Annotated in this window: 20 protein-coding genes, 1 rRNA gene and 1 other annotated feature; of the genes, 7 read left to right on the top strand and 14 right to left on the bottom strand. The window is 54.9% G+C overall.

The genetic code is table 11. The annotated features are described in order from the left end of the window. The 4 genes from QFI97_RS07770 to rluD all read right to left on the bottom strand — a co-directional run. Positions 1-375 (bottom strand): 16S ribosomal RNA (locus QFI97_RS07770); the annotation flags it as partial. A 465-nt stretch (positions 376-840) separates the two neighbouring features. After that, positions 841-3,414, bottom strand: a complete 2,574-nt coding sequence (clpB, locus tag QFI97_RS07765; protein WP_095105646.1) for an ATP-dependent chaperone ClpB — start codon at positions 3,412-3,414, stop codon at positions 841-843. Between the two features lie 128 nt (positions 3,415-3,542). Continuing rightward, positions 3,543-4,274, bottom strand: a complete 732-nt coding sequence (gene yfiH, locus QFI97_RS07760; RefSeq protein WP_346430851.1) for a purine nucleoside phosphorylase YfiH — start codon at positions 4,272-4,274, stop codon at positions 3,543-3,545. Further along, a complete protein-coding gene (gene rluD / locus QFI97_RS07755) occupies positions 4,271-5,251 on the bottom strand; it encodes a 23S rRNA pseudouridine(1911/1915/1917) synthase RluD (RefSeq protein WP_095105650.1) in 981 nt (326 codons plus the stop codon). Before rluD ends, yfiH begins: the two co-directional genes overlap by 4 nt. A 131-nt stretch (positions 5,252-5,382) precedes the next feature. Here rluD and bamD point away from each other — a divergent pair, with 131 nt between their 5' ends. From bamD to pheA, 4 genes are all read left to right on the top strand, one after another. Further along, on the top strand, positions 5,383-6,120 hold the full coding sequence (gene bamD, locus QFI97_RS07750; RefSeq protein WP_095105652.1) for an outer membrane protein assembly factor BamD: 738 nt from the start codon (positions 5,383-5,385) through the stop codon (positions 6,118-6,120). Between the two features lie 272 nt (positions 6,121-6,392). Then, positions 6,393-6,728 carry a ribosome-associated translation inhibitor RaiA gene (gene raiA, locus QFI97_RS07745; RefSeq protein ID WP_045855684.1) on the top strand — a complete coding sequence of 112 codons (336 nt, stop codon included), beginning with the start codon at positions 6,393-6,395 and terminating at the stop codon, positions 6,726-6,728. 121 nt (positions 6,729-6,849) lie between these two features. Beyond that, positions 6,850-6,973: a sequence feature (Phe leader region), on the top strand. After that, on the top strand, positions 6,851-6,898 hold the full coding sequence (pheL, locus tag QFI97_RS07740) for a pheA operon leader peptide PheL (protein ID WP_121497579.1): 48 nt from the start codon (positions 6,851-6,853) through the stop codon (positions 6,896-6,898). (Overlaps the previous feature by 48 nt.) A gap of 90 nt (positions 6,974-7,063) precedes the next feature. After that, positions 7,064-8,224: a bifunctional chorismate mutase/prephenate dehydratase gene (gene pheA / locus QFI97_RS07735; RefSeq protein WP_095105654.1), complete on the top strand. Its 1,161-nt coding sequence runs from the start codon at positions 7,064-7,066 to the stop codon at positions 8,222-8,224. Here the strand turns inward: pheA and QFI97_RS07730 are convergent. The 3 genes from QFI97_RS07730 to aroF form a co-directional block, all read right to left on the bottom strand. Next, complete coding sequence (locus QFI97_RS07730) at positions 8,221-9,093, bottom strand: SMP-30/gluconolactonase/LRE family protein (protein WP_095105686.1); 873 nt, start codon at positions 9,091-9,093, stop codon at positions 8,221-8,223. The genes pheA and QFI97_RS07730 overlap by 4 nt on opposite strands. 66 nt (positions 9,094-9,159) lie before the next feature. Beyond that, positions 9,160-10,281, bottom strand: a complete 1,122-nt coding sequence (tyrA, locus tag QFI97_RS07725; protein ID WP_346430850.1) for a bifunctional chorismate mutase/prephenate dehydrogenase — start codon at positions 10,279-10,281, stop codon at positions 9,160-9,162. Positions 10,282-10,290: 9 nt separating this feature from the next. Further along, a complete protein-coding gene (gene aroF, locus QFI97_RS07720; protein WP_095105658.1) occupies positions 10,291-11,361 on the bottom strand; it encodes a 3-deoxy-7-phosphoheptulonate synthase AroF in 1,071 nt (356 codons plus the stop codon). A gap of 348 nt (positions 11,362-11,709) precedes the next feature. Here aroF and yfiR point away from each other — a divergent pair, with 348 nt between their 5' ends. Genes yfiR through QFI97_RS07705 form a run of 3 tightly spaced genes read left to right on the top strand, consistent with a single transcriptional unit; the run spans position 11,710 to position 13,929 of the window. Further along, entirely contained in the window at positions 11,710-12,219 is a 510-nt protein-coding gene (gene yfiR / locus QFI97_RS07715; RefSeq protein WP_095105687.1) for a regulatory sequestration protein YfiR, read from the top strand. Further along, positions 12,212-13,435, top strand: coding sequence for a diguanylate cyclase DgcN/YfiN (gene dgcN / locus QFI97_RS07710; RefSeq protein WP_095105660.1), 1,224 nt, complete (start codon positions 12,212-12,214; stop codon positions 13,433-13,435). The genes yfiR and dgcN overlap by 8 nt, the downstream gene beginning before the upstream one ends. Positions 13,436-13,446: 11 nt before the next feature. Further along, positions 13,447-13,929, top strand: coding sequence for an OmpA family protein (locus QFI97_RS07705; protein ID WP_346430849.1), 483 nt, complete (start codon positions 13,447-13,449; stop codon positions 13,927-13,929). A gap of 5 nt (positions 13,930-13,934) precedes the next feature. Here QFI97_RS07705 and QFI97_RS07700 read toward each other — a convergent pair whose 3' ends face one another. From QFI97_RS07700 to ffh, 7 genes are all read right to left on the bottom strand, one after another. Continuing rightward, positions 13,935-15,305, bottom strand: a complete 1,371-nt coding sequence (locus QFI97_RS07700; RefSeq protein ID WP_346430848.1) for a PepSY-associated TM helix domain-containing protein — start codon at positions 15,303-15,305, stop codon at positions 13,935-13,937. A 58-nt stretch (positions 15,306-15,363) separates the two neighbouring features. Then, positions 15,364-15,798, bottom strand: coding sequence for a DUF2946 domain-containing protein (locus QFI97_RS07695; protein WP_346430847.1), 435 nt, complete (start codon positions 15,796-15,798; stop codon positions 15,364-15,366). 121 nt (positions 15,799-15,919) lie between these two features. Further along, on the bottom strand, positions 15,920-16,267 hold the full coding sequence (gene rplS / locus QFI97_RS07690) for a 50S ribosomal protein L19 (RefSeq protein WP_006178051.1): 348 nt from the start codon (positions 16,265-16,267) through the stop codon (positions 15,920-15,922). 39 nt (positions 16,268-16,306) lie between these two features. Then, positions 16,307-17,074 (bottom strand): tRNA (guanosine(37)-N1)-methyltransferase TrmD, encoded by a 768-nt coding sequence (gene trmD, locus QFI97_RS07685; protein ID WP_095105668.1) that lies wholly within the window; start codon positions 17,072-17,074, stop codon positions 16,307-16,309. A gap of 31 nt (positions 17,075-17,105) precedes the next feature. Beyond that, positions 17,106-17,654 carry a ribosome maturation factor RimM gene (rimM, locus tag QFI97_RS07680; RefSeq protein WP_095105670.1) on the bottom strand — a complete coding sequence of 183 codons (549 nt, stop codon included), beginning with the start codon at positions 17,652-17,654 and terminating at the stop codon, positions 17,106-17,108. A gap of 18 nt (positions 17,655-17,672) precedes the next feature. Beyond that, a complete protein-coding gene (gene rpsP, locus QFI97_RS07675; RefSeq protein ID WP_041146791.1) occupies positions 17,673-17,921 on the bottom strand; it encodes a 30S ribosomal protein S16 in 249 nt (82 codons plus the stop codon). Positions 17,922-18,161: 240 nt separating this feature from the next. Beyond that, positions 18,162-19,526 (bottom strand): signal recognition particle protein, encoded by a 1,365-nt coding sequence (gene ffh, locus QFI97_RS07670; protein WP_346430846.1) that lies wholly within the window; start codon positions 19,524-19,526, stop codon positions 18,162-18,164. Positions 19,527-19,534 lie beyond the last annotated feature (8 nt).

Genomic DNA, 19,534 nt, shown 5'->3' with positions numbered 1-19,534 from the left:
CCATTGTGCAATATTCCCCACTGCTGCCTCCCGTAGGAGTCTGGACCGTGTCTCAGTTCCAGTGTGGCTGGTCATCCTCTCAGACCAGCTAGGGATCGTCGCCTAGGTGAGCCGTTACCTCACCTACAAGCTAATCCCATCTGGGCACATCTGATGGCATGAGGCCCGAAGGTCCCCCACTTTGGTCTCGCGACGTTATGCGGTATTAGCTACCGTTTCCAGTAGTTATCCCCCTCCATCAGGCAGTTTCCCAGACATTACTCACCCGTCCGCCACTCGTCACCCGAGAGCAAGCTCTCTGTGCTACCGTTCGACTTGCATGTGTTAGGCCTGCCGCCAGCGTTCAATCTGAGCCATGATCAAACTCTTCAATTTAAGTTTGATGCTCATGAATTAAACTTCGTAATGAATTACGTATGTTCACTCAGAGACTTGGTATTCATTTTTCGTCCGAGGACGTTAAGAATCCATGTCACTTTGAGTGCCCACACAGATTGTCTGATAAATTGTTAAAGAGCAGCTGCGACGCGCTTTAGCGCTCTGTCGCGAGGTCCCGTATATTACGTTTTCCTCATTCAGAGTCAAGCGTTTATTTTGCTTTTCTCCGTCGGCTTTCGCGGCTGATATTCAGCGCTGAAGCCTGCTGACCCGGCGGCGTGCTGGCCGTTGTTCCGTGTCAGTGGAGGCGCATTATAGGCGGTAATTCTGAGGTGACAAGTATAAATTCAAAAAAATGATGCGTTCGATTACTTTTCACACAAAACCACGTTCAGACTTTAATTCTTGCCTGGTTTTTAAACAAAAACGAGCCCATTGGGCCCGTTTTTGTCGTTTTGTGATTTACTGCACTGCCACTATCCGATCATCTTTCACCACCAGCTGCACTTCTTTACCGGGAATAAGTTCACCGGAAAGGATTTGCTGCGCCAGCGGGTTTTCGATCTGCTGCTGGATGGCTCGTTTTAACGGCCGCGCGCCATACACCGGATCGTAACCGTTCGCACTCAGCAGCTTCAGCGCCTCATCTGACATGCGCACTTCATAGCCGCGCTCTTCCAGACGTTTGTACAGACGCTGCAGCTGGATCTGAGCAATAGAGGCAATGTGTTTTTCACCCAGCGGGTGGAATACCACGACCTCATCTATACGGTTGATGAATTCCGGACGGAAGCTTTGGCTGACAACGCCCATAATCACATCTTTCATATGACTATAATCCAGCTCACCAAACCGTTCCTGAATCAGGTCGGATCCAAGGTTAGAGGTCATAATGACGACCGTATTACGGAAATCGACCGTTCTCCCCTGCCCGTCCGTCAAACGCCCGTCATCCAGCACCTGCAGCAGAATGTTGAACACATCAGGATGCGCTTTTTCGACTTCATCCAGCAAAATTACCGAATAAGGACGACGGCGCACGGCTTCCGTCAGATAGCCGCCCTCTTCATAACCGACGTATCCCGGAGGCGCACCCACCAGCCGCGAGACGGAGTGTTTCTCCATAAACTCGGACATATCGATACGCACCATCGCGTCATCGCTATCGAACATAAAATTCGCCAGCGTTTTACACAGCTCGGTTTTACCGACACCGGTCGGCCCAAGGAACAGGAACGAACCGATAGGACGGTTAGGGTCGGACAAGCCGGCACGGCTACGGCGAATCGCGTTCGATACCGCTTCAACCGCCTCGTTCTGACCAATCACCCGGCTATGCAGCTCCTGCTCCATACGCAGCAGTTTTTCACGCTCGCCTTCCATCATTCGCGCTACCGGAATACCGGTCCAGCGCGCCAGCACTTCCGCAATTTCCGCATCCGTCACTTTATTACGCAACAGACGCATCGTTTTACCTTCAGACTGCGTAGCCGCTGCCAGCTGTTTTTCCAGCTCCGGGATTTTGCCGTACTGCAGTTCAGACATCCGGGCCAGGTCGCCGACGCGTCGCGCCTGCTCGATGGCAATTTTTGCCTGTTCCAGCTCAGCTTTAATCGTCTGGGTTCCGGAGAGCGACGCTTTTTCCGCCTTCCACTCTTCTTCTAATACGGAATACTGACGTTCTTTATCCGCCAGCTCTTCATTCAGCATATCCAGACGCTTCAGGCTTGCCTCGTCGGCTTCTTTCTTCAGCGCCTGCTGCTCCAGCTTGAGCTGAATAATACGTCTGTCGAGTCGGTCGAGTTCTTCCGGCTTCGAGTCAATCTGCATACGAATACTTGAAGCGGCTTCATCAATCAGGTCAATCGCTTTGTCCGGCAGCTGTCGGTCGGCAATGTAGCGATGCGACAAGGTTGCGGCCGCGACGATAGCCGGATCGGTGATCTGCACATGGTGATGCAGCTCATAGCGCTCTTTTAAGCCGCGCAGAATCGCAATGGTGTCTTCCACCGAAGGTTCGGCCACGAAGACTTTCTGGAAACGCCGCTCCAGGGCTGCATCTTTTTCAATATATTGCCGATACTCATCAAGAGTGGTCGCGCCGACGCAGTGCAGTTCACCGCGCGCCAGCGCGGGCTTCAGCATATTGCCTGCATCCATCGCGCCGTCCGCTTTCCCCGCCCCGACCATAGTGTGCAGCTCATCGATAAACAGAATGACGTTGCCTTCCTGCTTCGAGAGATCGTTCAGCACGCCTTTCAGACGCTCTTCAAACTCGCCACGATACTTGGCTCCAGCCACCAGCGCGCCCATATCCAGCGCCAGTACCCGGCGGCCTTTTAGCCCTTCCGGCACTTCGCCATTGACGATACGCTGCGCCAGACCTTCAACAATGGCCGTTTTACCGACACCAGGCTCACCGATAAGCACCGGGTTATTTTTAGTTCGCCGCTGCAGTACCTGAATAGTACGGCGAATCTCTTCATCACGACCAATGACCGGATCCAGCTTGCCCTGTTCAGCACGCTCGGTCAGATCGACTGTAAATTTTTTCAATGCCTGACGTTGGTCTTCGGCACCCTGATCGTTCACGCTTTCACCTCCACGCATTTGTTCAATCGCCTGAGTCACATTGGCGGTTGTTGCACCGGCGGATTTCAAAAGATCGGTTAGCGTACCGCGTGATTCAAGCGCCGCCAGAACGAACAGTTCCGACGAAATAAAGTTGTCCTTCCGCTTTTGCGCCAGCTTGTCGCAAAGGTTCAGAATACGCACCAAATCCTGGGATGGCTGCACGTCGCCGCCGGTGCCTTCCACCTGCGGTAAACGGCTCAAGGCCTGAGTAATACTGGTGCTTAACTCGCCGGCGTTAATACCCGCAGAAGTTAATAAAGGACGTACCGATCCCCCTTCCTGATTAAGCAAGGCGCTCATTAGATGAAGAGGTTCGATGAATTGGTTGTCGTGCCCTAACGCGAGCGACTGGGCATCGGCAAGAGCAAGCTGGAATTTATTGGTAAGACGGTCCAGACGCATAACTCCTCCCATAACAGGTCAAATTTGCTACTGGAGATTAAATGAGGTCATCCCTCAATTATTCAAGGTTAAAGACCTGAACTATGCGAAAAATAAGTCTGCCTTCCGGACCGTCTTGATACACCAGGTTATATCAGCCAGATAAAACTAGCCATACGACCCGTCGTCTTATCACGGCGATAAGAGAAAAAATCATCCTTTTCGCTTAGCGTGCAGCGATCGCCGCCGAAGATTTGCGCCACGCCGACGTTGGCCAGGCGCTGACGAGCCAGCTGATAGATATCGGCAAAGTATTTCTCACCAGCCGGACGAAAAGCGCTGTCGGCCTTTGCGTCTTTGCTCATAAAGGCTTCACGAACTTCCGCACCGACTTCAAAAGCCTCGGGACCGATAGCCGGCCCGAGCCACGCCAGGATATTCTCCGGTTTATCGGCGAAGCAGGCGACCGTTTCCTCCAGCACGCCGTCGCATAATCCGCGCCAGCCAGCGTGAGCCGCCGCCACTTCAGTGCCGGCACGGTTGCAAAAAAGCACCGGCAGGCAGTCAGCGGTCATCACGGCGCAAACGGTGCCCGGCGTATTACAGTATGACGCATCCGCGCGTTTTGACGCATACGGCCCGCCGTCGAGTTTCAGCACCGCAGTACCGTGAACCTGTTCGAGCCACACCGGATACGCGGGGAGCCCGCCTGCGGCAAACATCCGCCGGCGGTTTTCCTCAACGTCCGGCAGATTGTCTCCGCAATGGGCGCCCAGATTGAGCGAGCCATACGGAGGCAGGCTCACGCCGCCAACGCGCGTGGAGCTACAGGCCGCCACGCTTTCCGGCATTGGCCACTGCGGTACAATCAGTTTAGTCATAGCCAGTCAATACGATCCTTATGCTCTTCATAATCGGCGCGCATGGCATCGATCAGCTCAACCATATCCTGAGGGATCGGCGCATGCCATTCCATCTCAATACCGCTAACCGGGTGATACAGACGCAGCATGGTGGCGTGCAGAGCCTGACGATCGAACTGGCGCAGTGCGGTAATGAACTCCTCTGACGCCCCTTTCGGCGGACGTGGACGGCCGCCGTATACCTGATCGCCGACCAGCGGATGGGTGATATGCGCCATGTGTACGCGGATCTGGTGAGTACGACCGGTTTCCAGACGCAGGCGCAGGCGCGTATGAATACGGAAATGCTCCATAATGCGGTAATGCGTTACCGCCGGTTTACCCATCGGGTGCACCGCCATATGCGTACGCTTGGTCGGGTGACGACTAATCGGTTCTTCTACCGTACCGCCAGACGTCATGTGACCAATCGCTACCGCTTCGTATTCGCGGGTAATTTCGCGCAGCTGCAGTGATTCCACCAGACGCGTTTGCGCCGGGATAGTTTTCGCCACAACCATCAGGCCGGTGGTGTCCTTATCCAGTCGGTGGACAATGCCCGCACGCGGAACATCGGCAATCGCCGGATAGTAGTGCAGCAGCGCATTCAGCACAGTACCGTCAGGATTGCCCGCTCCTGGATGGACGACCAGGCCGCGCGGTTTATTGATCACGAGGATGTCGTCATCCTCGTAGACGATATTGAGCGGAATATCCTGCGGTTCGAAGCGCACATCTTCTTCGATTTCAACATCGATAGAGACGCTTTCTCCCCCTAAAACTTTTTCTTTCGGCTTGTCGCTGACAGTGCCGTTTACCAGCACTCGCTGGTCAAGGATCCATTCTTTTATGCGCGAACGCGAATAATCCGGGAACATTTCGGCCAAAGCCTGATCTAAGCGTTGCCCGAGTTGATTTTCGGACACCGTTGCGGTGAGTTGTACTCGTTGTGCCATATACAGCTTCTTCGTTTAACGTTGGGTTTTACGGCTTTGCCGTATAATATAGTGTGCTATTGTAGCTGGTCTTAATCGGGAGCAGGAACAGAGATTCTCCCGCATAAACATTTTGAGGAAGTCAAAACGTCATGACGCGCATGAAATACCTGGTGGCAGCTGCCACACTGAGCCTGGCTTTGGTGGGTTGCTCCGGCTCAAAGGAAGAGGTGCCTGATAATCCGCCGAATGAAATCTACGCGACTGCCCAGCAAAAACTGCAGGACGGTAACTGGAAACAGGCGATAACGCAACTGGAAGCGTTGGATAATCGCTATCCGTTCGGCCCTTATTCCCAACAGGTACAGCTGGACCTGATTTATGCGTACTACAAAAATGCCGATCTGCCGTTAGCTCAGGCGGCCATCGACCGCTTTGTTCGTCTGAACCCGACCCATCCTAACATTGATTACGTCATTTATATGCGTGGTCTGACAAATATGGCTCTGGATGATAGTGCGCTGCAAGGATTCTTCGGTGTCGATCGCTCCGATCGCGACCCCCAGCACGCACGCGATGCCTTCAATGACTTCTCGAAGCTGGTGCGCGGCTATCCGAACAGCCAGTATTCGACCGACGCCTACAAACGTATGGTGTTCCTGAAGGATCGTCTGGCGAAGTACGAACTGTCGGTGGTTGATTACTATACCGACCGCGGCGCGTGGGTTGCCGTCGTAAACCGCGTTGATGGCATGCTGCGCAGCTATCCTGATGCGCAGGCTACCCGCGATGCATTGCCGAAAATGGAAAACGCCTATCGCCAGATGCAAATGAATGCGCAGGCAGATAAGGTGGCCAAAATTATCGCGGCTAACAGTAAAAATACCTGATCGCTTTTGATGTAAGCAAAACGGCAGCCCCAGGGCTGCCGTTTTTTTATTCATCTGACTTATAAGCTGAAGCGTTTTAGCGTCAGGTCATCCCATCAAATATGACTCTCTTTCTGCGGTTCGACAAGTAAAATCTCCCCCGTTCCTGCCCTGCCTCACAAATTGCATTTGTTGACAAAAAGTGACATTAAAATGTGATTTAGATCACGCATTTTGACATTGGGCGAGGTATGCTGAGTTCACCAAGACGGGAAAGACAAGAGGTAAAATTTATGACAATGAACATTACCAGTAAACAAATGGAAATTACTCCGGCTATTCGCCAGCATGTCGCAGACCGTCTCGCCAAATTGGATAAATGGCAAACCCACTTAATCAACCCGCACATCATTCTCTCCAAGGAGCCGCAAGGTTTTGTCGCTGACGCAACCATCAATACGCCAAATGGTCATCTGGTTGCCAGCGCGAGAAGTGAAGATATGTACGCCGCGATCAACGAATTAATCAACAAGCTGGAACGGCAGCTGAACAAAGTGCAACACAAAGGGGAAGCCCGCCGCGCCGCAACATCGGTGAAAGAGGCAGGCTTTGTGGAAGAAGAAGAGTAATCCTGAACTTTACTGTCCTTAACTTAATATTGTGTAACGCCACGCGCCTTCGGGCGCGTTTTTTATTGACAGGATGAAAACAGTCCGGGTACTGTAATCCCAGCCGATTAAAGGAATTTATCTTGAAACTACTGCCGTTCTTCTTCGCATTCTTTTTTACCTTCCCCTAACCGGGAGGCAATTCGTCGTGTGATAAAGAATGCGAAGACGAACTACAAGGCCTCCCACAGGGAGGCCTTTTTTATTTATGCCCGCTATTTTTCAGGTTGCACGCGCGCCGTCGGTAGCTCGAACGATTTAGGGTATCTACACCAATAACAAGAAAGGCAACACATATGACCGAGGAAAACCCATTACTGGCCCTGCGCGATAAGATAAGCGCCCTGGATGAAAAGCTGCTCGCGCTGCTGGCAGAACGCCGTGGGCTGGCTGTCGAAGTCGGGAAGGCAAAGCTGGCGTCGCATCGCCCGGTACGCGATATCGACCGTGAGCGTGACCTGCTGGACCGCCTGATGACGCTGGGTAAAGCCCACCATCTGGATGCGCACTACATCACCCGGCTGTTCCAGCTGATCATCGAGGATTCCGTTCTCACCCAGCAAACCCTGCTGCAGCAGCATCTGAATAAGATCAACCCACATTCAGCACGCGTGGCTTTTCTGGGGCCAAAAGGGTCATACTCTCACCTTGCCGCACGACAATACGCGGCCCGCCATTTTGAACAGTTCATCGAAAGCGGCTGCGCCAGGTTTGCCGATATCTTCAACCAGGTTGAGACCGGTCAGGCTGACTACGCGGTAGTGCCAATCGAAAATACCAGCTCTGGCGGGATCAACGACGTCTACGATCTGCTGCAGCACACCAGTCTGTCGATCGTTGGCGAACTAACGATCCCTATCGATCACTGCGTTCTGGTTGCCGCCTCTACCGATCCGCAGCAAATTACCACCGTCTACAGCCATCCGCAGCCGTTCCAGCAGTGTAGCCAGTATCTAAGCCGCTACCCGCACTGGAAAATCGAATATACCGAAAGTACCTCGGCGGCGATGGAGAAAGTCGCGCAGGCCAAATCGCCAACCATCGCGGCACTGGGCAGCGAAGCCGGCGGTGCGCTGTACGGACTGCAGGTGCTTGAACACTGCGAGGCAAACCAAACGCAAAATATCACCCGCTTCCTGGTACTGGCGCGCAAAGCGGTGAATGTTTCCGATCAGGTTCCGGCAAAAACCACCCTGCTCATTGCGACCGGCCAGCAGGCGGGTGCGCTGGTCGAAGCGCTGCTGGTACTGCGCAACCACAACCTGATCATGACCAAGCTGGAGTCACGCCCAATCTACGGCAATCCGTGGGAAGAGATGTTTTATCTGGATATCCAGGCGAACCTGGAATCAATCCCCATGCGCAAGGCGCTCAAGGAGCTGGCGGAGATCACCCGGTCAATGAAAGTTCTGGGCTGCTATCCTGGCGAAAACGTGGTTCCCGTTGAGCCAATCTAACGCTCGATAAAGGCCCGCTTCTTCATCCCTGCCACCGCAACCGGCAGGGTGAAGATAGCCCCGGAGAGCGGGTATTTCTCAACTTCATCCGCAGCCATATTTTCCCGGGTAGTGGTGATAAACAGCGTACGCATATCCGCACCGCCAAAACAGACCATCGTCGGGCAGCGTACCGGCAGACGATACTCGGCCAGCTGTTCACCGGTTGGCGAGAAGCGCGCTATACGCCAGCCGTCAAACATCGCGCTCCAGTAGCACCCTTCCACATCGATAGCCGCGCCGTCAGGAATGCCTTCCCCCGGCTGAAAGCGACGGAAAACCTCGCGCGTGCCCGGCTCGCCCTGATTATCCAGCGGCGTACGGTAGATAACGGCGTTCGGCGTATCCGAGGTATACATCCAGCGCCGATCCTCGCTAAAGGCCAGGCCGTTAGCGCCGTGGATATCGCACTGGATGACCCGCGGGGTAAGATCGCTATCGATACGCACCAGCAGCGCACCGTTATAATCTCCCGGCGCCCAGAAGGTTCCGGCGTAAAAGCGTCCGTCGCGATCCGTCCCGCCGTCATTAAAACGAGCCAGCTGCGGGTTGCTTGGGTTATCGCAGATTTTGCGCCGCAGCAGGCCGTGCGCATCGGTTAACCAGATAGCGCTACGCAGCGCCACGATAAAGCCGCCCTTCTCGCGCAGAGCAAAGCAGCCGACCTCTTCAGGAAATTGCAGGACCTGATGCTCCCCGCTGCGGACGTCGTAGCGGTGAATTTCGCACTCCATAATATCGGCCCAGTACAAGGCTTGCTCAGCGTCGTTCCAGGTCGGGCATTCCGGCAGGTGTCCGGCGTAATCAAACAGCGGTTGCGGTTCAGCCATCGTTTTCATCCCTATAAAAAAAGCCAGCGGGTTGCCCCTCTGGCTTTGATTATATACGGTTTTCAGCTACTGCCGATTATCATTCGCCTGGCGGAGCAGCGTACGGCTTTCGCTCTGGAAGCGCTGGGCATAATCGCCAAACCAGTGCTCAACTTTGCGGAAGCTGTCGATAAACGCCTGTTTATCCCCCTGCTCCAGCAGGCCAATCGCCTCACCAAAACGCTGGTAGTAGCGCTTAATCAGCGCCAGGTTACTCTCCGACGACATAATAATGTCGGCGTAAAGCTGCGGATCCTGGGCAAACAGCCGACCCACCATCGCCAGCTCAAGCCGGTAGATCGGTGATGACAGCGCCAGCAGCTGCTCCAGGCGAACGTTCTCCTCCGCCAGGTGCAGACCGTAGGCAAAGGTCGCAAAGTGGCGCAGAGCCTGAATAAACGCCATATTCTGATCGTGCTCGACGGCGCTGATACGATGCAGACGAGCGCCCCAAACCTGAATTTGCTCAAGGAACCACTGATAGGCTTCCGGCTGACGGCCGTCGCAGTAGACTACCACCTGCTTAGCGAGGCTGCCGCTGTCCGGGCCGAACATCGGATGCAGGCCCAGCACCGGGCCATTATGCGCCGCCAGCATCGCCTGCAGCGGTTCCGCTTTAACTGACGCCAGGTCAACCAAAATGCAGTCTGCCGGCAGCGAAGGAAGCCGGGCAATCGTTTCAACCGTTGCGTGAATGGGTACGCTGACGATCACCATCCCGGCGTCGGCGACAATCTCCGTCGCCCGCGGCCAGTCTTCTTTCTCCAGAATACGTACCTGGTAGCCAGAAAGCGTCAGCATTTTCTCGAACAGGCGCCCCATCTGCCCGCCGCCGCCGACAATCACCACCGGGCGCAGGTTCGGGCAGAGCGTTTTAAAGCCTTTGTCGTTTTCGCTGGAATAGGACTCGCGCATCACTCGGCGCAGCACGTCTTCAATCAGATCCGGCGGCACGCCAAGCACGGCCGCCTCTTCGCGACGGGAGGCCAGCATCGCCGACTCCCGTTCCGGGACGTAAATAGGCAGGCCGTATTTGCTCTTGACCTCGCCAACTTCCGCCACCAGCTCCAGGCGCCTGGCCAGCAGGCCCAGCAGCGCCTTATCAACTTCATCAATTTGATCGCGCAACGCGGTCAGTTCAGCAACCATACAATCCTCTTACGCCAGACGAGCCGCCAGATGGCCGCGCAGATCCTTATCAAGTTCGCGGAGCAACGCATCGGTGGTTTCCCAGCTGATGCAAGCATCGGTGACGGATACGCCGTATTTCATATCACAACGCGGCTGCTCAGAGGACTGGTTACCTTCGTGGATATTACTCTCAATCATCAGACCAATAATGGAACGGTTGCCATCCTTGATCTGCGCGACGACGGATTCTGCCACCGCTGGCTGACGGCGGTAGTCTTTATTGGAATTACCATGACTGCAATCTACCATCAGCGACGGTTTCAGTCCCGCCTGAGTCATCTCTTTTTCGCATTGCTCAACATCTTCCGGGCCGTAGTTTGGCGCTTTACCGCCGCGCAGAATGACGTGACCATCCGGGTTGCCCTGGGTTTGCAGCAGGCAGACCTGACCCGCCTGGTTAATCCCAACAAAGCGGTGCGGCATCGCTGCGGCACGCATGGCGTTAATCGCCGTCGCCAGGCTACCGTCGGTACCATTTTTAAAGCCGACCGGCATCGACAGGCCGGATGCCATTTCGCGGTGCGTCTGGGATTCGGTGGTACGTGCGCCGATCGCGGACCAGCTGAACAGATCGCCAAGGTACTGCGGGCTGTTTGGGTCCAGCGCTTCGGTCGCCAGCGGCAGCCCCATATTTACCAGCTCAACCAGCAGTCGACGCGCAATCTTCAGACCGCCTTCAACATCAAACGAGCCATCCATGTGCGGATCGTTAATCAGCCCTTTCCAACCGACGGTGGTACGGGGTTTTTCAAAATAGACGCGCATTACCAGGTAGAGGCTATCGCTGACCTCAGCGGCAAGTGCTTTAAAACGATGAGCGTACTCAATTGCCGCTTCCGGATCGTGAATTGAGCAAGGACCGCAGACGACCAGCAGACGCGGATCGCGGCCGGCAATGATCTCAGAAATTGTCTGGCGAGACTGCGCGATTTGCGCTTCCTGCTCGATATTCAGAGGAAACTCAGCTTTCAGCTGGTCCGGGGTCAGTAAAACCTGTTCATCGGTAATATGTACGTTATTCAGCGCGTCTTTTTGCATGATTGCGATCCTGTGTAGCTCGTTTGCGATAGTGTTTTCCTCACTGAGGAGGACGTAACGATACCACACAAAGTAAAGATTTCAATCCATATTCCGTAAATTTTACGTTACACCGGCAAAATAAATGGCCTTTTATCCATCAATAACCGTAAAGTTAACTTAACACCACCCACATTAGCCGCCAAAAACTTATCCGCCGGGCCGCCTTTTCTTTACGAAAAATCCTGGCCAAAATTAACGCATTGCACGGGCGACGGCTAATGACGGTTTTCACCAACAATGCTATCCTTCGGCCAGGCATCAGCGCACTGCAATTCACGTACTATGACGAACCAGACGGATCCGTTAATGAAACAGTTGCACCGTCTTTTTTTGATTTCTTTGTTATTCATCGTGAGCTATCCCGCTTTTGCCGCCGGGCAGTCGACAAATGTGCGAGCCATTGTTTCGGGGATCGTGACGTATACCCGCTGGCCAGAACTATCCGCCCCGCCCAGACTGTGTATTTTCTCTACGTCACGCTATACCCACAGCCTGACCCAGCAATCGCCTGAGGCTTTACCCTACCAGCCGGTGGTTGTTCACAGTACAGAAGAAGCGTTGAATACGGTTTGTGATGGTTTTTATTTTGGCAGCGAATCGCCGTTACAGCAGTCCGAATTCACCTCTAAATACCGGCCAAGGCCCCTATTACTTATTGCGGAACAGAATACCGATTGCGCTATTGGCAGTGCTTTTTGCCTGATCATCAATGACGACAGGGTCAAATTCTCCGTTAATCTTGATGTCCTGACGCACAGCGGTGTGCGGGTCAATCCAGATGTACTGATGCTTGCCCGGAAAAACGCACATGAATAAGGATTATCCTCAGGGCCCGCGCCCCACCTTCAAAAGAGCGTTACGCCGTATCAGCATGATAAGCGTAATCATATCGATGACTTTGGTCTGGCTGCTGCTCAGCACCGCCTCCGTATTCACGCTGAAACAATACGCGCAGAAGAATCTGGAGCTGACTGCCGCGACGATGAGCCGCAGCCTTGAAGCAGCGCTGGTGTTTGGCGATAGCGCGGCGGCAGAAGATACGCTGGCGACGCTGGGGAAGCAGGGACAGTTTTCCGAAGCGCTGGTGCTTGATAGCCAGAAAAAGCATTTTGCCCTCTGGCATAACCACGATCTGGTAAGCCAGGAAAAACTCAGCGGCCTTATCAGCAGGTGGCTTTTCCCACTGCCGACCACGCAGCCCATCTGGCATGAAGGGAAAATTATCGGCGAGCTTCGCCTGACGGCGCTGGACCGGTTGATAAGCCACTTCCTCGGCATTTCGATTATCGTCCTGACCAGCAGCATCCTGCTGGCGTCCTTTATCGCCCTGCTGCTGACCCACTCTCTGCACCGCGGCATCGTCACCGCGCTGCAGAGCATTACCGAAGTGGTGCACGATATCCGGGAAAACCGTCACTTCTCGCGTCGCGTTCCCGAAGAGCACATTGAAGAGTTTCATCTTTTCGCCCAGGACTTTAATAGCCTGCTCGGCGAGATGGAGGACTGGCAGCGGCAGCTACAGGCCAAAAACGCCCAGCTCCTGCGCAGCTCTCTGCACGATCCGCTGACCGGGCTTGCCAACCGCGCGGCGTTTCGCAACGTCATCAACAAACTCATGAACGACGACGTTACCCACCGTAGCTCCGCGCTCCTGTTCCTTGATGGCGACAACTTCAAGCTCATCAACGATAACTGGGGGCACGCGACGGGCGATAAGGTCTTAATCGAAGTAGCCAGCCGGCTGATGACGTTTGCCGGCACCGAGCATCAGGCGTGGCGACTAGGCGGCGACGAATTTGCGATTCTGCTGCGCAACGTTCACACAGAGGCCGAAGTCCAGGCGCAGTGCGCTTTACTCTCGGCACAGTTTCTCCAGCCGTTCAATCTGCACAACGGCCATACCGCTACCCTGTCGCTCAGTATTGGTTACGCGCTGGCGTGGGAGCATACTTCTGCCGAAAATCTGCAAGAGTTTGCCGATCAAAATATGTATCGGATGAAAAATCAACGTTTGCAGCAAGTACAAAAATAAAAGGAATCATCATGCTCAGGAAATATTTTGCTCCCGCCCTGCTGGTCGCGGTTTTTCTCACCGGCTGTCAGGCTCCGCAAGGAAAATTCTCTCAGCAGCAGGTTGCGGCGATGAAATCCTATGGCTTTACGGAAAGTAACGGCGACTGGTCCCTCGGCCTATCTGACTCCATCCTGTTTGATAAAAACGACTACCACCTGCGCGCCGATAGCCGGCAGCAAATTCACAGCATGGCTTCCCGCCTCGCCTCAACCGGGATTATGCACAGTCGTTTAGATGGTCATACGGATAACTATGGCGAAGATGGCTACAACGAGATGCTGTCGCTGAAACGAGCAAACAGCGTCGCGGACGCCTGGGCGGAAGGCGCCGGCATCCCGCGCGGCAATTTAACGACCCGCGGACTGGGCAAAAAATATCCTATTGTCAGTAACGATACGGCAAAAGGACGTGCCGAAAACCGCCGGGTTACGGTTGTTATCAGCACGCCTTAGTTCCCTTAGTCTACTGAACTGGCGAGCGTCACGGCCGTGGCCGCACGCCAGCGCAGATAGTCAACGGCAATACACAGCAGCAGGCTGGCGCCCATCAGCGGCAGCCCCAGCCCCAGCAGGACGGCAACCACCAGCGTAAGCGTACGGGCTGGCCATGCCAGATTAAGCCATGCCTGCACCAGCGTACTTGCCGGGTTAAACGCCGCCTTCGGCGGACGGCGAATCCACCATAAGCGATACCCAACGACAATCATCACGCACAGCGCCGAGCCAAAGGCGATCAGCAGCAGCTGATTAGCCAGGCCAAAGAGGATCCCCATGTGGAAATCGACGCCCCAGCGGGTGAGTTTCGCCATCAGCGGGAAATCGGCAAAGCGCGTACGGTCAACAACCTGCATCCGTTCGCCATCAATCGCCACCGCGTCAACCTGGGTCGGCCAGCTTCGGTCTATTTCGTTCACCGTCCAGGCGAACTCCGCCCCCTTCGGTGGACGAATCTCAAGCTTGCTGGCATCGAGACCTGCGCTACGCGCGAGCGTCAGCACCCGATCAAACTGCTCGCCCTTCAGAGGCGGCATAGTTTCGGGCATCGCCATATTCCCCATATGATGCTCAGCATGGGCATCATGAGCCATCGGCAGCGTGGCATGCAGGCGGGCGTTGACCTGCGGCGTCAGCCAGCCGAAAGCGGCGCGCATCTTATCGACATTATCCCCGGCCCACTGCGACCAGGTTAAGCCGGTCGCGGAGAACAGCAGCATTCCCGCCAGCAGCACCCAGCCGAGAGAAGCATGCAGCCGGCGCGTATTTTGCTGGCGGTTATTGATACGCCGACGGGGCCGGGTCATTGCCCACAGCGCAATGCCCCCCAGCGCGGCAACCCACATCCAGGATGCCGCCAGCTCGCTATACAGCCGGCCGATATTACCTGCCAGCAGCGACCTGTGCGCGTAATCAATCCACTGGCGCAGGGGCAAAATACCGCTGGTGCCATAGACCGTCATATCGCCTTTAACCCGTAAGGTCACCGGATCGATAAACAGCGCCCGGGATTCAGATTCTCCCAGCTGCGGGTCGGCGAACATCACCCGCGTCGTCTCGCCGTCGGCAATGGCCGGTCGCACCGCCTGCAGGCGAAGACTCCCCTGAGTCAGCCCCTCCGCGACCGCTATTTGGGCGCTCAGCGGCTGCTTCTCCCCACCGGCTGTCGCGCTCAGCGCGTCGTGATACAGCCAGTTCTCCAGCTGCGGCGTGGCGACATACAGCGTACCGGTTAGCGCAGCCACGAAGATAAACGGCCCGATAAACAGACCAATATAAAAATGAAGACGTCGCAGCAGGTTCAGCCATGCCGCGCGCGAGGTGCAGGTTGTCATACTTTTCCTTTCCGAAAGCAAAAAGAGAACGTTGCGCGGTGCGCACATTATTTTTTTATCAACAGGAAACAGCAGACTGGCGCGGCGGCGCGCGGGTATCGGGATAGAGCCAGGGGAAGTAGTGCCAATGCTTCTGCACCGGGCGAGCCGTAAAGATACGCAGCCGACGCAGGATGAAGGTGATAAGCAGCGCCAGCGCCAGCAGCAGGCCCGGCACGTGGGCTAACAGCACGCAGTAGCCGCAGGCCTCGGCGTGGTCAGCCGGCATAGGATGCGAAGGCGCAGACGCCTGTGGAGCAGAATGGGACATCGTCATGGCGTGAGGCGTTTCCGCCATCATCATCGCGTGGTGCATCCCGGGCATCGCGCCCATCGGATCTTTTTGCAATGAGATAGAGATCAGCGGCGCGACGACGATCAGCAGGATCGAAAACAGCGCCAGCCACGCGGCCCGCCGTTGATGTGCTGACTGTCGATAAATATTGCCGGCCACCGCCCCTCCATCGTGAGGGCGATATTGTAAATGATTTACATCAAGATAGTTAAAACAAAGATAAAAAAAGGGCCAGCCTATCAGGCCAGCCCTTTTTATCAGGATGTCGCGAAAGCGAATCTTAGTTAAGACGCTCTTTGATACGAGCAGACTTACCGGTACGCTCACGCAGATAGTACAGTTTAGCTTTACGTACAGCACCACGACGTTTAACAGCAATGCTGTCAACTACCGGAGAGTGAGTCTGGAAGACACGCTCAACGCCTTCGCCGTTGGAAATTTTGCGAACAGTGAATGCAGAGTGCAGACCGCGGTTACGAATAGCGATAACCACGCCCTCGAATGCCTGCAGACGTTTTTTGGAACCTTCAACAACCCATACTTTCACTTCCACGGTATCACCCGGACGGAAGGAAGGTACGTCCTGCTTCATCTGTTCTTGTTCAATTTGCTTAATAATGTTGCTCATAATTTAATCTCTTATCCTGGGTAAACTGATATCGGGGGCTTACGCCATCCCATCATGTTTATGCTGCTGTTTTGCGTGTTCAGTTTTGAACTGCGCCAGCAACTTTGCTTGCTCTTCAGTCAGAGCCAGGTTTTCCAAAAGTTCAGGTCTTCTAAGCCAGGTACGGCCCAGCGACTGTTTCAAACGCCAGCGACGTATCTCAGCATGGTTTCCCGACAGCAATACCGGCGGTACTTCCATCTCTTCTAACACTTCAGGGCGGGTATAGTGTGGGCAGTCCAGCAAACCGTCGGCAAAGGAATCTTCCGTTGCCGAAGCTTCATGACCCAGAACCCCCGGAATGAACCGGGAAACGGAATCAATCAGCGTCATTGCTGGTAACTCACCACCGCTGAGAACGTAATCGCCGATTGACCATTCTTCATCAATTTCGGTCTGAATTACGCGCTCGTCTATCCCTTCGTAGCGACCGCACACCAAAATCAGCTTCTGATTTGTTGCCAGTTCGCTGACGCCCGCTTGATCAAGCTTGCGTCCCTGAGGCGACAGATATATCACCTTAGCGCCTTCACCTGCCGCGGCTTTTGCTGTATGGATGGCGTCCCGCAAGGGTTGCACCATCATTAACATCCCCGGTCCGCCGCCGTAAGGACGATCGTCCACGGTACGGTGCCGGTCATGCGCGAAGTCACGAGGACTCCAGCTCTGGATGCTCAGCAGGCCATTTTTTACTGCCCGGCCAGTTACCCCGTAATCGGTAATTGCGCGGAACATTTCAGGAAACAGGCTAATTATGCCAATCCACATAGCGCCGTCTTTTACCGTTTATCCGGAGAATTTAAAAACCAGGATCCCAATCTACTTCGATTGTACGAGTAGCGAGATCGACTTTCTTGATAACCTGCCCATCGAGGAACGGAACCAGCCGCTCCTTGATGCCAAACGCATCTTTCAGGTTTGCTTTGATGACGAGAACGTCATTTGACCCGGTTTCCATCATATCGATGACTTTACCCAGGCCATAGCCTTCAGTGGTGACTACCTGGCAGCCCATCAGGTCTTTCCAGTAATAGTCGCCCTCTCCCAGCTTCGGCAGCTGCGAGGAATCCACGATAATTTCGCAATTAGTCAGCAGATTCGCAGCATCGCGATCGTCAATGCCCTTCAGCTTGATGACGATATCCTGATTGTGGTGGCGCCAGCTTTCCAGCTCAACGGCCTGCCACTGACCCGCCTTCTGGATTAACCAGGGCTGATAGTCAAAAATGCTTTCGGCGTCTTCGGTGGAGGAAAACACTCTGAGCCAACCACGGATACCGTAGGAAGAACCCATTTTGCCCAATACGATCGGATCAACAGGTGCTTGTGCGGTGTGTTGCTTGCTCATCATGACCACCGTGACAGATTAAGCTGCTTTGTTCGCTGCTTTGATCAGCGTAGCTACGCGATCGGAAACGGTAGCGCCCTGGCCAACCCAGTGAGCGATACGATCCAGATCCAGACGAGTTTCTTCTTCTTTCGCGGAAGCGATCGGGTTGAAGAAACCAACGCGCTCGATGAAGCGACCGTTGCGTGCATTACGGCTGTCGGTGACAACAACCTGGTAGAACGGACGCTTTTTAGCGCCGTGACGAGCTAAACGAATAGTTACCATAACATCCTCTTGTGTGAATAGAACACCCGGGCCCCATCGAGGAACGGGGCCCGGGTGTCATATTAAAAGCCCGAAAATTTTACTGATTTCTGTGCAAAAATCAATTCAAAACTGCAATACGCTAAATAATTCGAGTTGCAGGCAGGCGGCAAGTGAGTAAATCCCCGGGAGCGTACACAAGTACGTGACCGGGGTGAGCGAACGCAGCCAACGCATCTGCGGCTTGAATGATAACGCGTATTAACGACCGGGGAAGCCCGGCGGCATCATGCCTTTCATACCGCGCATCATCTTCATCATGCCGCCTTTCGACTTCATCTTCTTCATCATGCGCTGCATATCGTCGAACTGCTTGAGAAGACGGTTAACGTCCTGCACCTGCAGCCCGCAGCCCGCGGCGATGCGGCGCTTGCGCGAACCTTTGATGATCTCAGGCTTGGCGCGCTCTTTCAGCGTCATCGAGTTGATGATCGCTTCCATCCGCACCAGCACTTTATCGTCCATCTGCGACTTAACGTTGTCCGGGACCTGCCCCATGCCCGGCAGCTTGCCCATCAGGCTAGCCATGCCGCCCATATTCTTCATCTGGCGCAGCTGCTCGAGGAAGTCGGTGAGGTCAAAGCCGTCGCCCTTCTTCAGCTTGGAGGCCAGCTTTTCAGCCTGCGCGCGGTCAACCTTGCTCTCGATATCTTCGATCAGCGACAGCACGTCGCCCATGCCGAGGATACGGGAGGCAATACGATCCGGGTGGAACGGCTCAAGGGCTTCGGTTTTTTCGCCGACGCCGAGGAATTTAATCGGTTTACCGGTGATATGACGAATCGACAGCGCCGCGCCGCCGCGGGCGTCGCCGTCCACTTTGGTCAGCACAACGCCGGTCAGCGGCAGCGCTTCGTTAAACGCTTTCGCCGTGTTCGCCGCATCCTGGCCGGTCATCGCATCGACGACAAACAGGGTCTCTACCGGGTTAAGGGCAGCGTGAACCTGCTTGATTTCGTCCATCATCGCTTCGTCGACGTGCAGACGGCCGGCGGTATCCACCAGCAGCACGTCGTAAAACTTCAGCTTCGCTTCTTTCAGCGCGGCATTAACGATATCGATCGGTTTCTGGCCGACGTCGGACGGGAAGAAATCAACGCTCACCTGCTCGGCCAGCGTTTCCAGCTGTTTAATCGCCGCCGGGCGATAAACGTCCGCGGAGACAACCAGCACCTTCTTCTTGTGCTTCTCGCGCAGGAATTTACCCAGCTTCGCGACGCTGGTGGTTTTACCCGCACCCTGCAGGCCCGCCATCAGCACAACGGCCGGCGGCTGAGCGGCTAAATCCAGAGCCTGGTTCTCTTCGCCCATCGCCGCAACCAGCTCGTTGCGCACAATCTTGACGAATTCCTGGCCCGGGGTCAGGCTTTTGTTAACTTCATGACCCACCGCGCTCTCTTTTACGCGGCTGATGAAATCACGCACGACGGGCAGAGCAACGTCCGCCTCCAGCAGCGCCATGCGCACTTCGCGCAGGGTTTCTTTAATGTTGTCTTCGGTAAGGCGTCCGCGGCCGCTGATGTTGCGCAGCGAACGCGACAAACGATCGGTTAAATTATCAAACATTGTCTCTC

Origin of the sequence: Klebsiella scottii (assembly GCF_036561945.1) — a bacterium.
Classification (GTDB): Bacteria; Pseudomonadota; Gammaproteobacteria; order Enterobacterales; family Enterobacteriaceae; genus Klebsiella; species Klebsiella scottii.
Note: the sequence above shows the minus strand (reverse complement) of the source record. Positions and strands in the feature narration are given on the sequence as shown.

Bases quoted from the DNA above. Each gene is read 5' to 3' on its own strand.
- rluD (WP_095105650.1), bottom strand. From the start codon at position 5,251: ATGGCACAACGAGTACAACTCACCGCAACGGTGTCCGAAAATCAACTC.
- yfiR (WP_095105687.1), top strand. From the start codon at position 11,710: ATGAAACAGTTGCACCGTCTTTTTTTGATTTCTTTGTTATTCATCGTG.
- dgcN (WP_095105660.1), top strand. From the start codon at position 12,212: ATGAATAAGGATTATCCTCAGGGCCCGCGCCCCACCTTCAAAAGAGCG.
- QFI97_RS07705 (WP_346430849.1), top strand. From the start codon at position 13,447: ATGCTCAGGAAATATTTTGCTCCCGCCCTGCTGGTCGCGGTTTTTCTC.
- bamD (WP_095105652.1), top strand. From the start codon at position 5,383: ATGACGCGCATGAAATACCTGGTGGCAGCTGCCACACTGAGCCTGGCT.
- rplS (WP_006178051.1), bottom strand. From the start codon at position 16,267: ATGAGCAACATTATTAAGCAAATTGAACAAGAACAGATGAAGCAGGAC.
- yfiH (WP_346430851.1), bottom strand. From the start codon at position 4,274: ATGACTAAACTGATTGTACCGCAGTGGCCAATGCCGGAAAGCGTGGCG.
- tyrA (WP_346430850.1), bottom strand. From the start codon at position 10,281: ATGGTTGCTGAACTGACCGCGTTGCGCGATCAAATTGATGAAGTTGAT.
- raiA (WP_045855684.1), top strand. From the start codon at position 6,393: ATGACAATGAACATTACCAGTAAACAAATGGAAATTACTCCGGCTATT.
- rimM (WP_095105670.1), bottom strand. From the start codon at position 17,654: ATGAGCAAGCAACACACCGCACAAGCACCTGTTGATCCGATCGTATTG.
- ffh (WP_346430846.1), bottom strand. From the start codon at position 19,526: ATGTTTGATAATTTAACCGATCGTTTGTCGCGTTCGCTGCGCAACATC.
- rpsP (WP_041146791.1), bottom strand. From the start codon at position 17,921: ATGGTAACTATTCGTTTAGCTCGTCACGGCGCTAAAAAGCGTCCGTTC.
- pheA (WP_095105654.1), top strand. From the start codon at position 7,064: ATGACCGAGGAAAACCCATTACTGGCCCTGCGCGATAAGATAAGCGCC.
- QFI97_RS07730 (WP_095105686.1), bottom strand. From the start codon at position 9,093: ATGGCTGAACCGCAACCGCTGTTTGATTACGCCGGACACCTGCCGGAA.
- QFI97_RS07700 (WP_346430848.1), bottom strand. From the start codon at position 15,305: ATGACAACCTGCACCTCGCGCGCGGCATGGCTGAACCTGCTGCGACGT.
- aroF (WP_095105658.1), bottom strand. From the start codon at position 11,361: ATGCAAAAAGACGCGCTGAATAACGTACATATTACCGATGAACAGGTT.
- trmD (WP_095105668.1), bottom strand. From the start codon at position 17,074: ATGTGGATTGGCATAATTAGCCTGTTTCCTGAAATGTTCCGCGCAATT.
- clpB (WP_095105646.1), bottom strand. From the start codon at position 3,414: ATGCGTCTGGACCGTCTTACCAATAAATTCCAGCTTGCTCTTGCCGAT.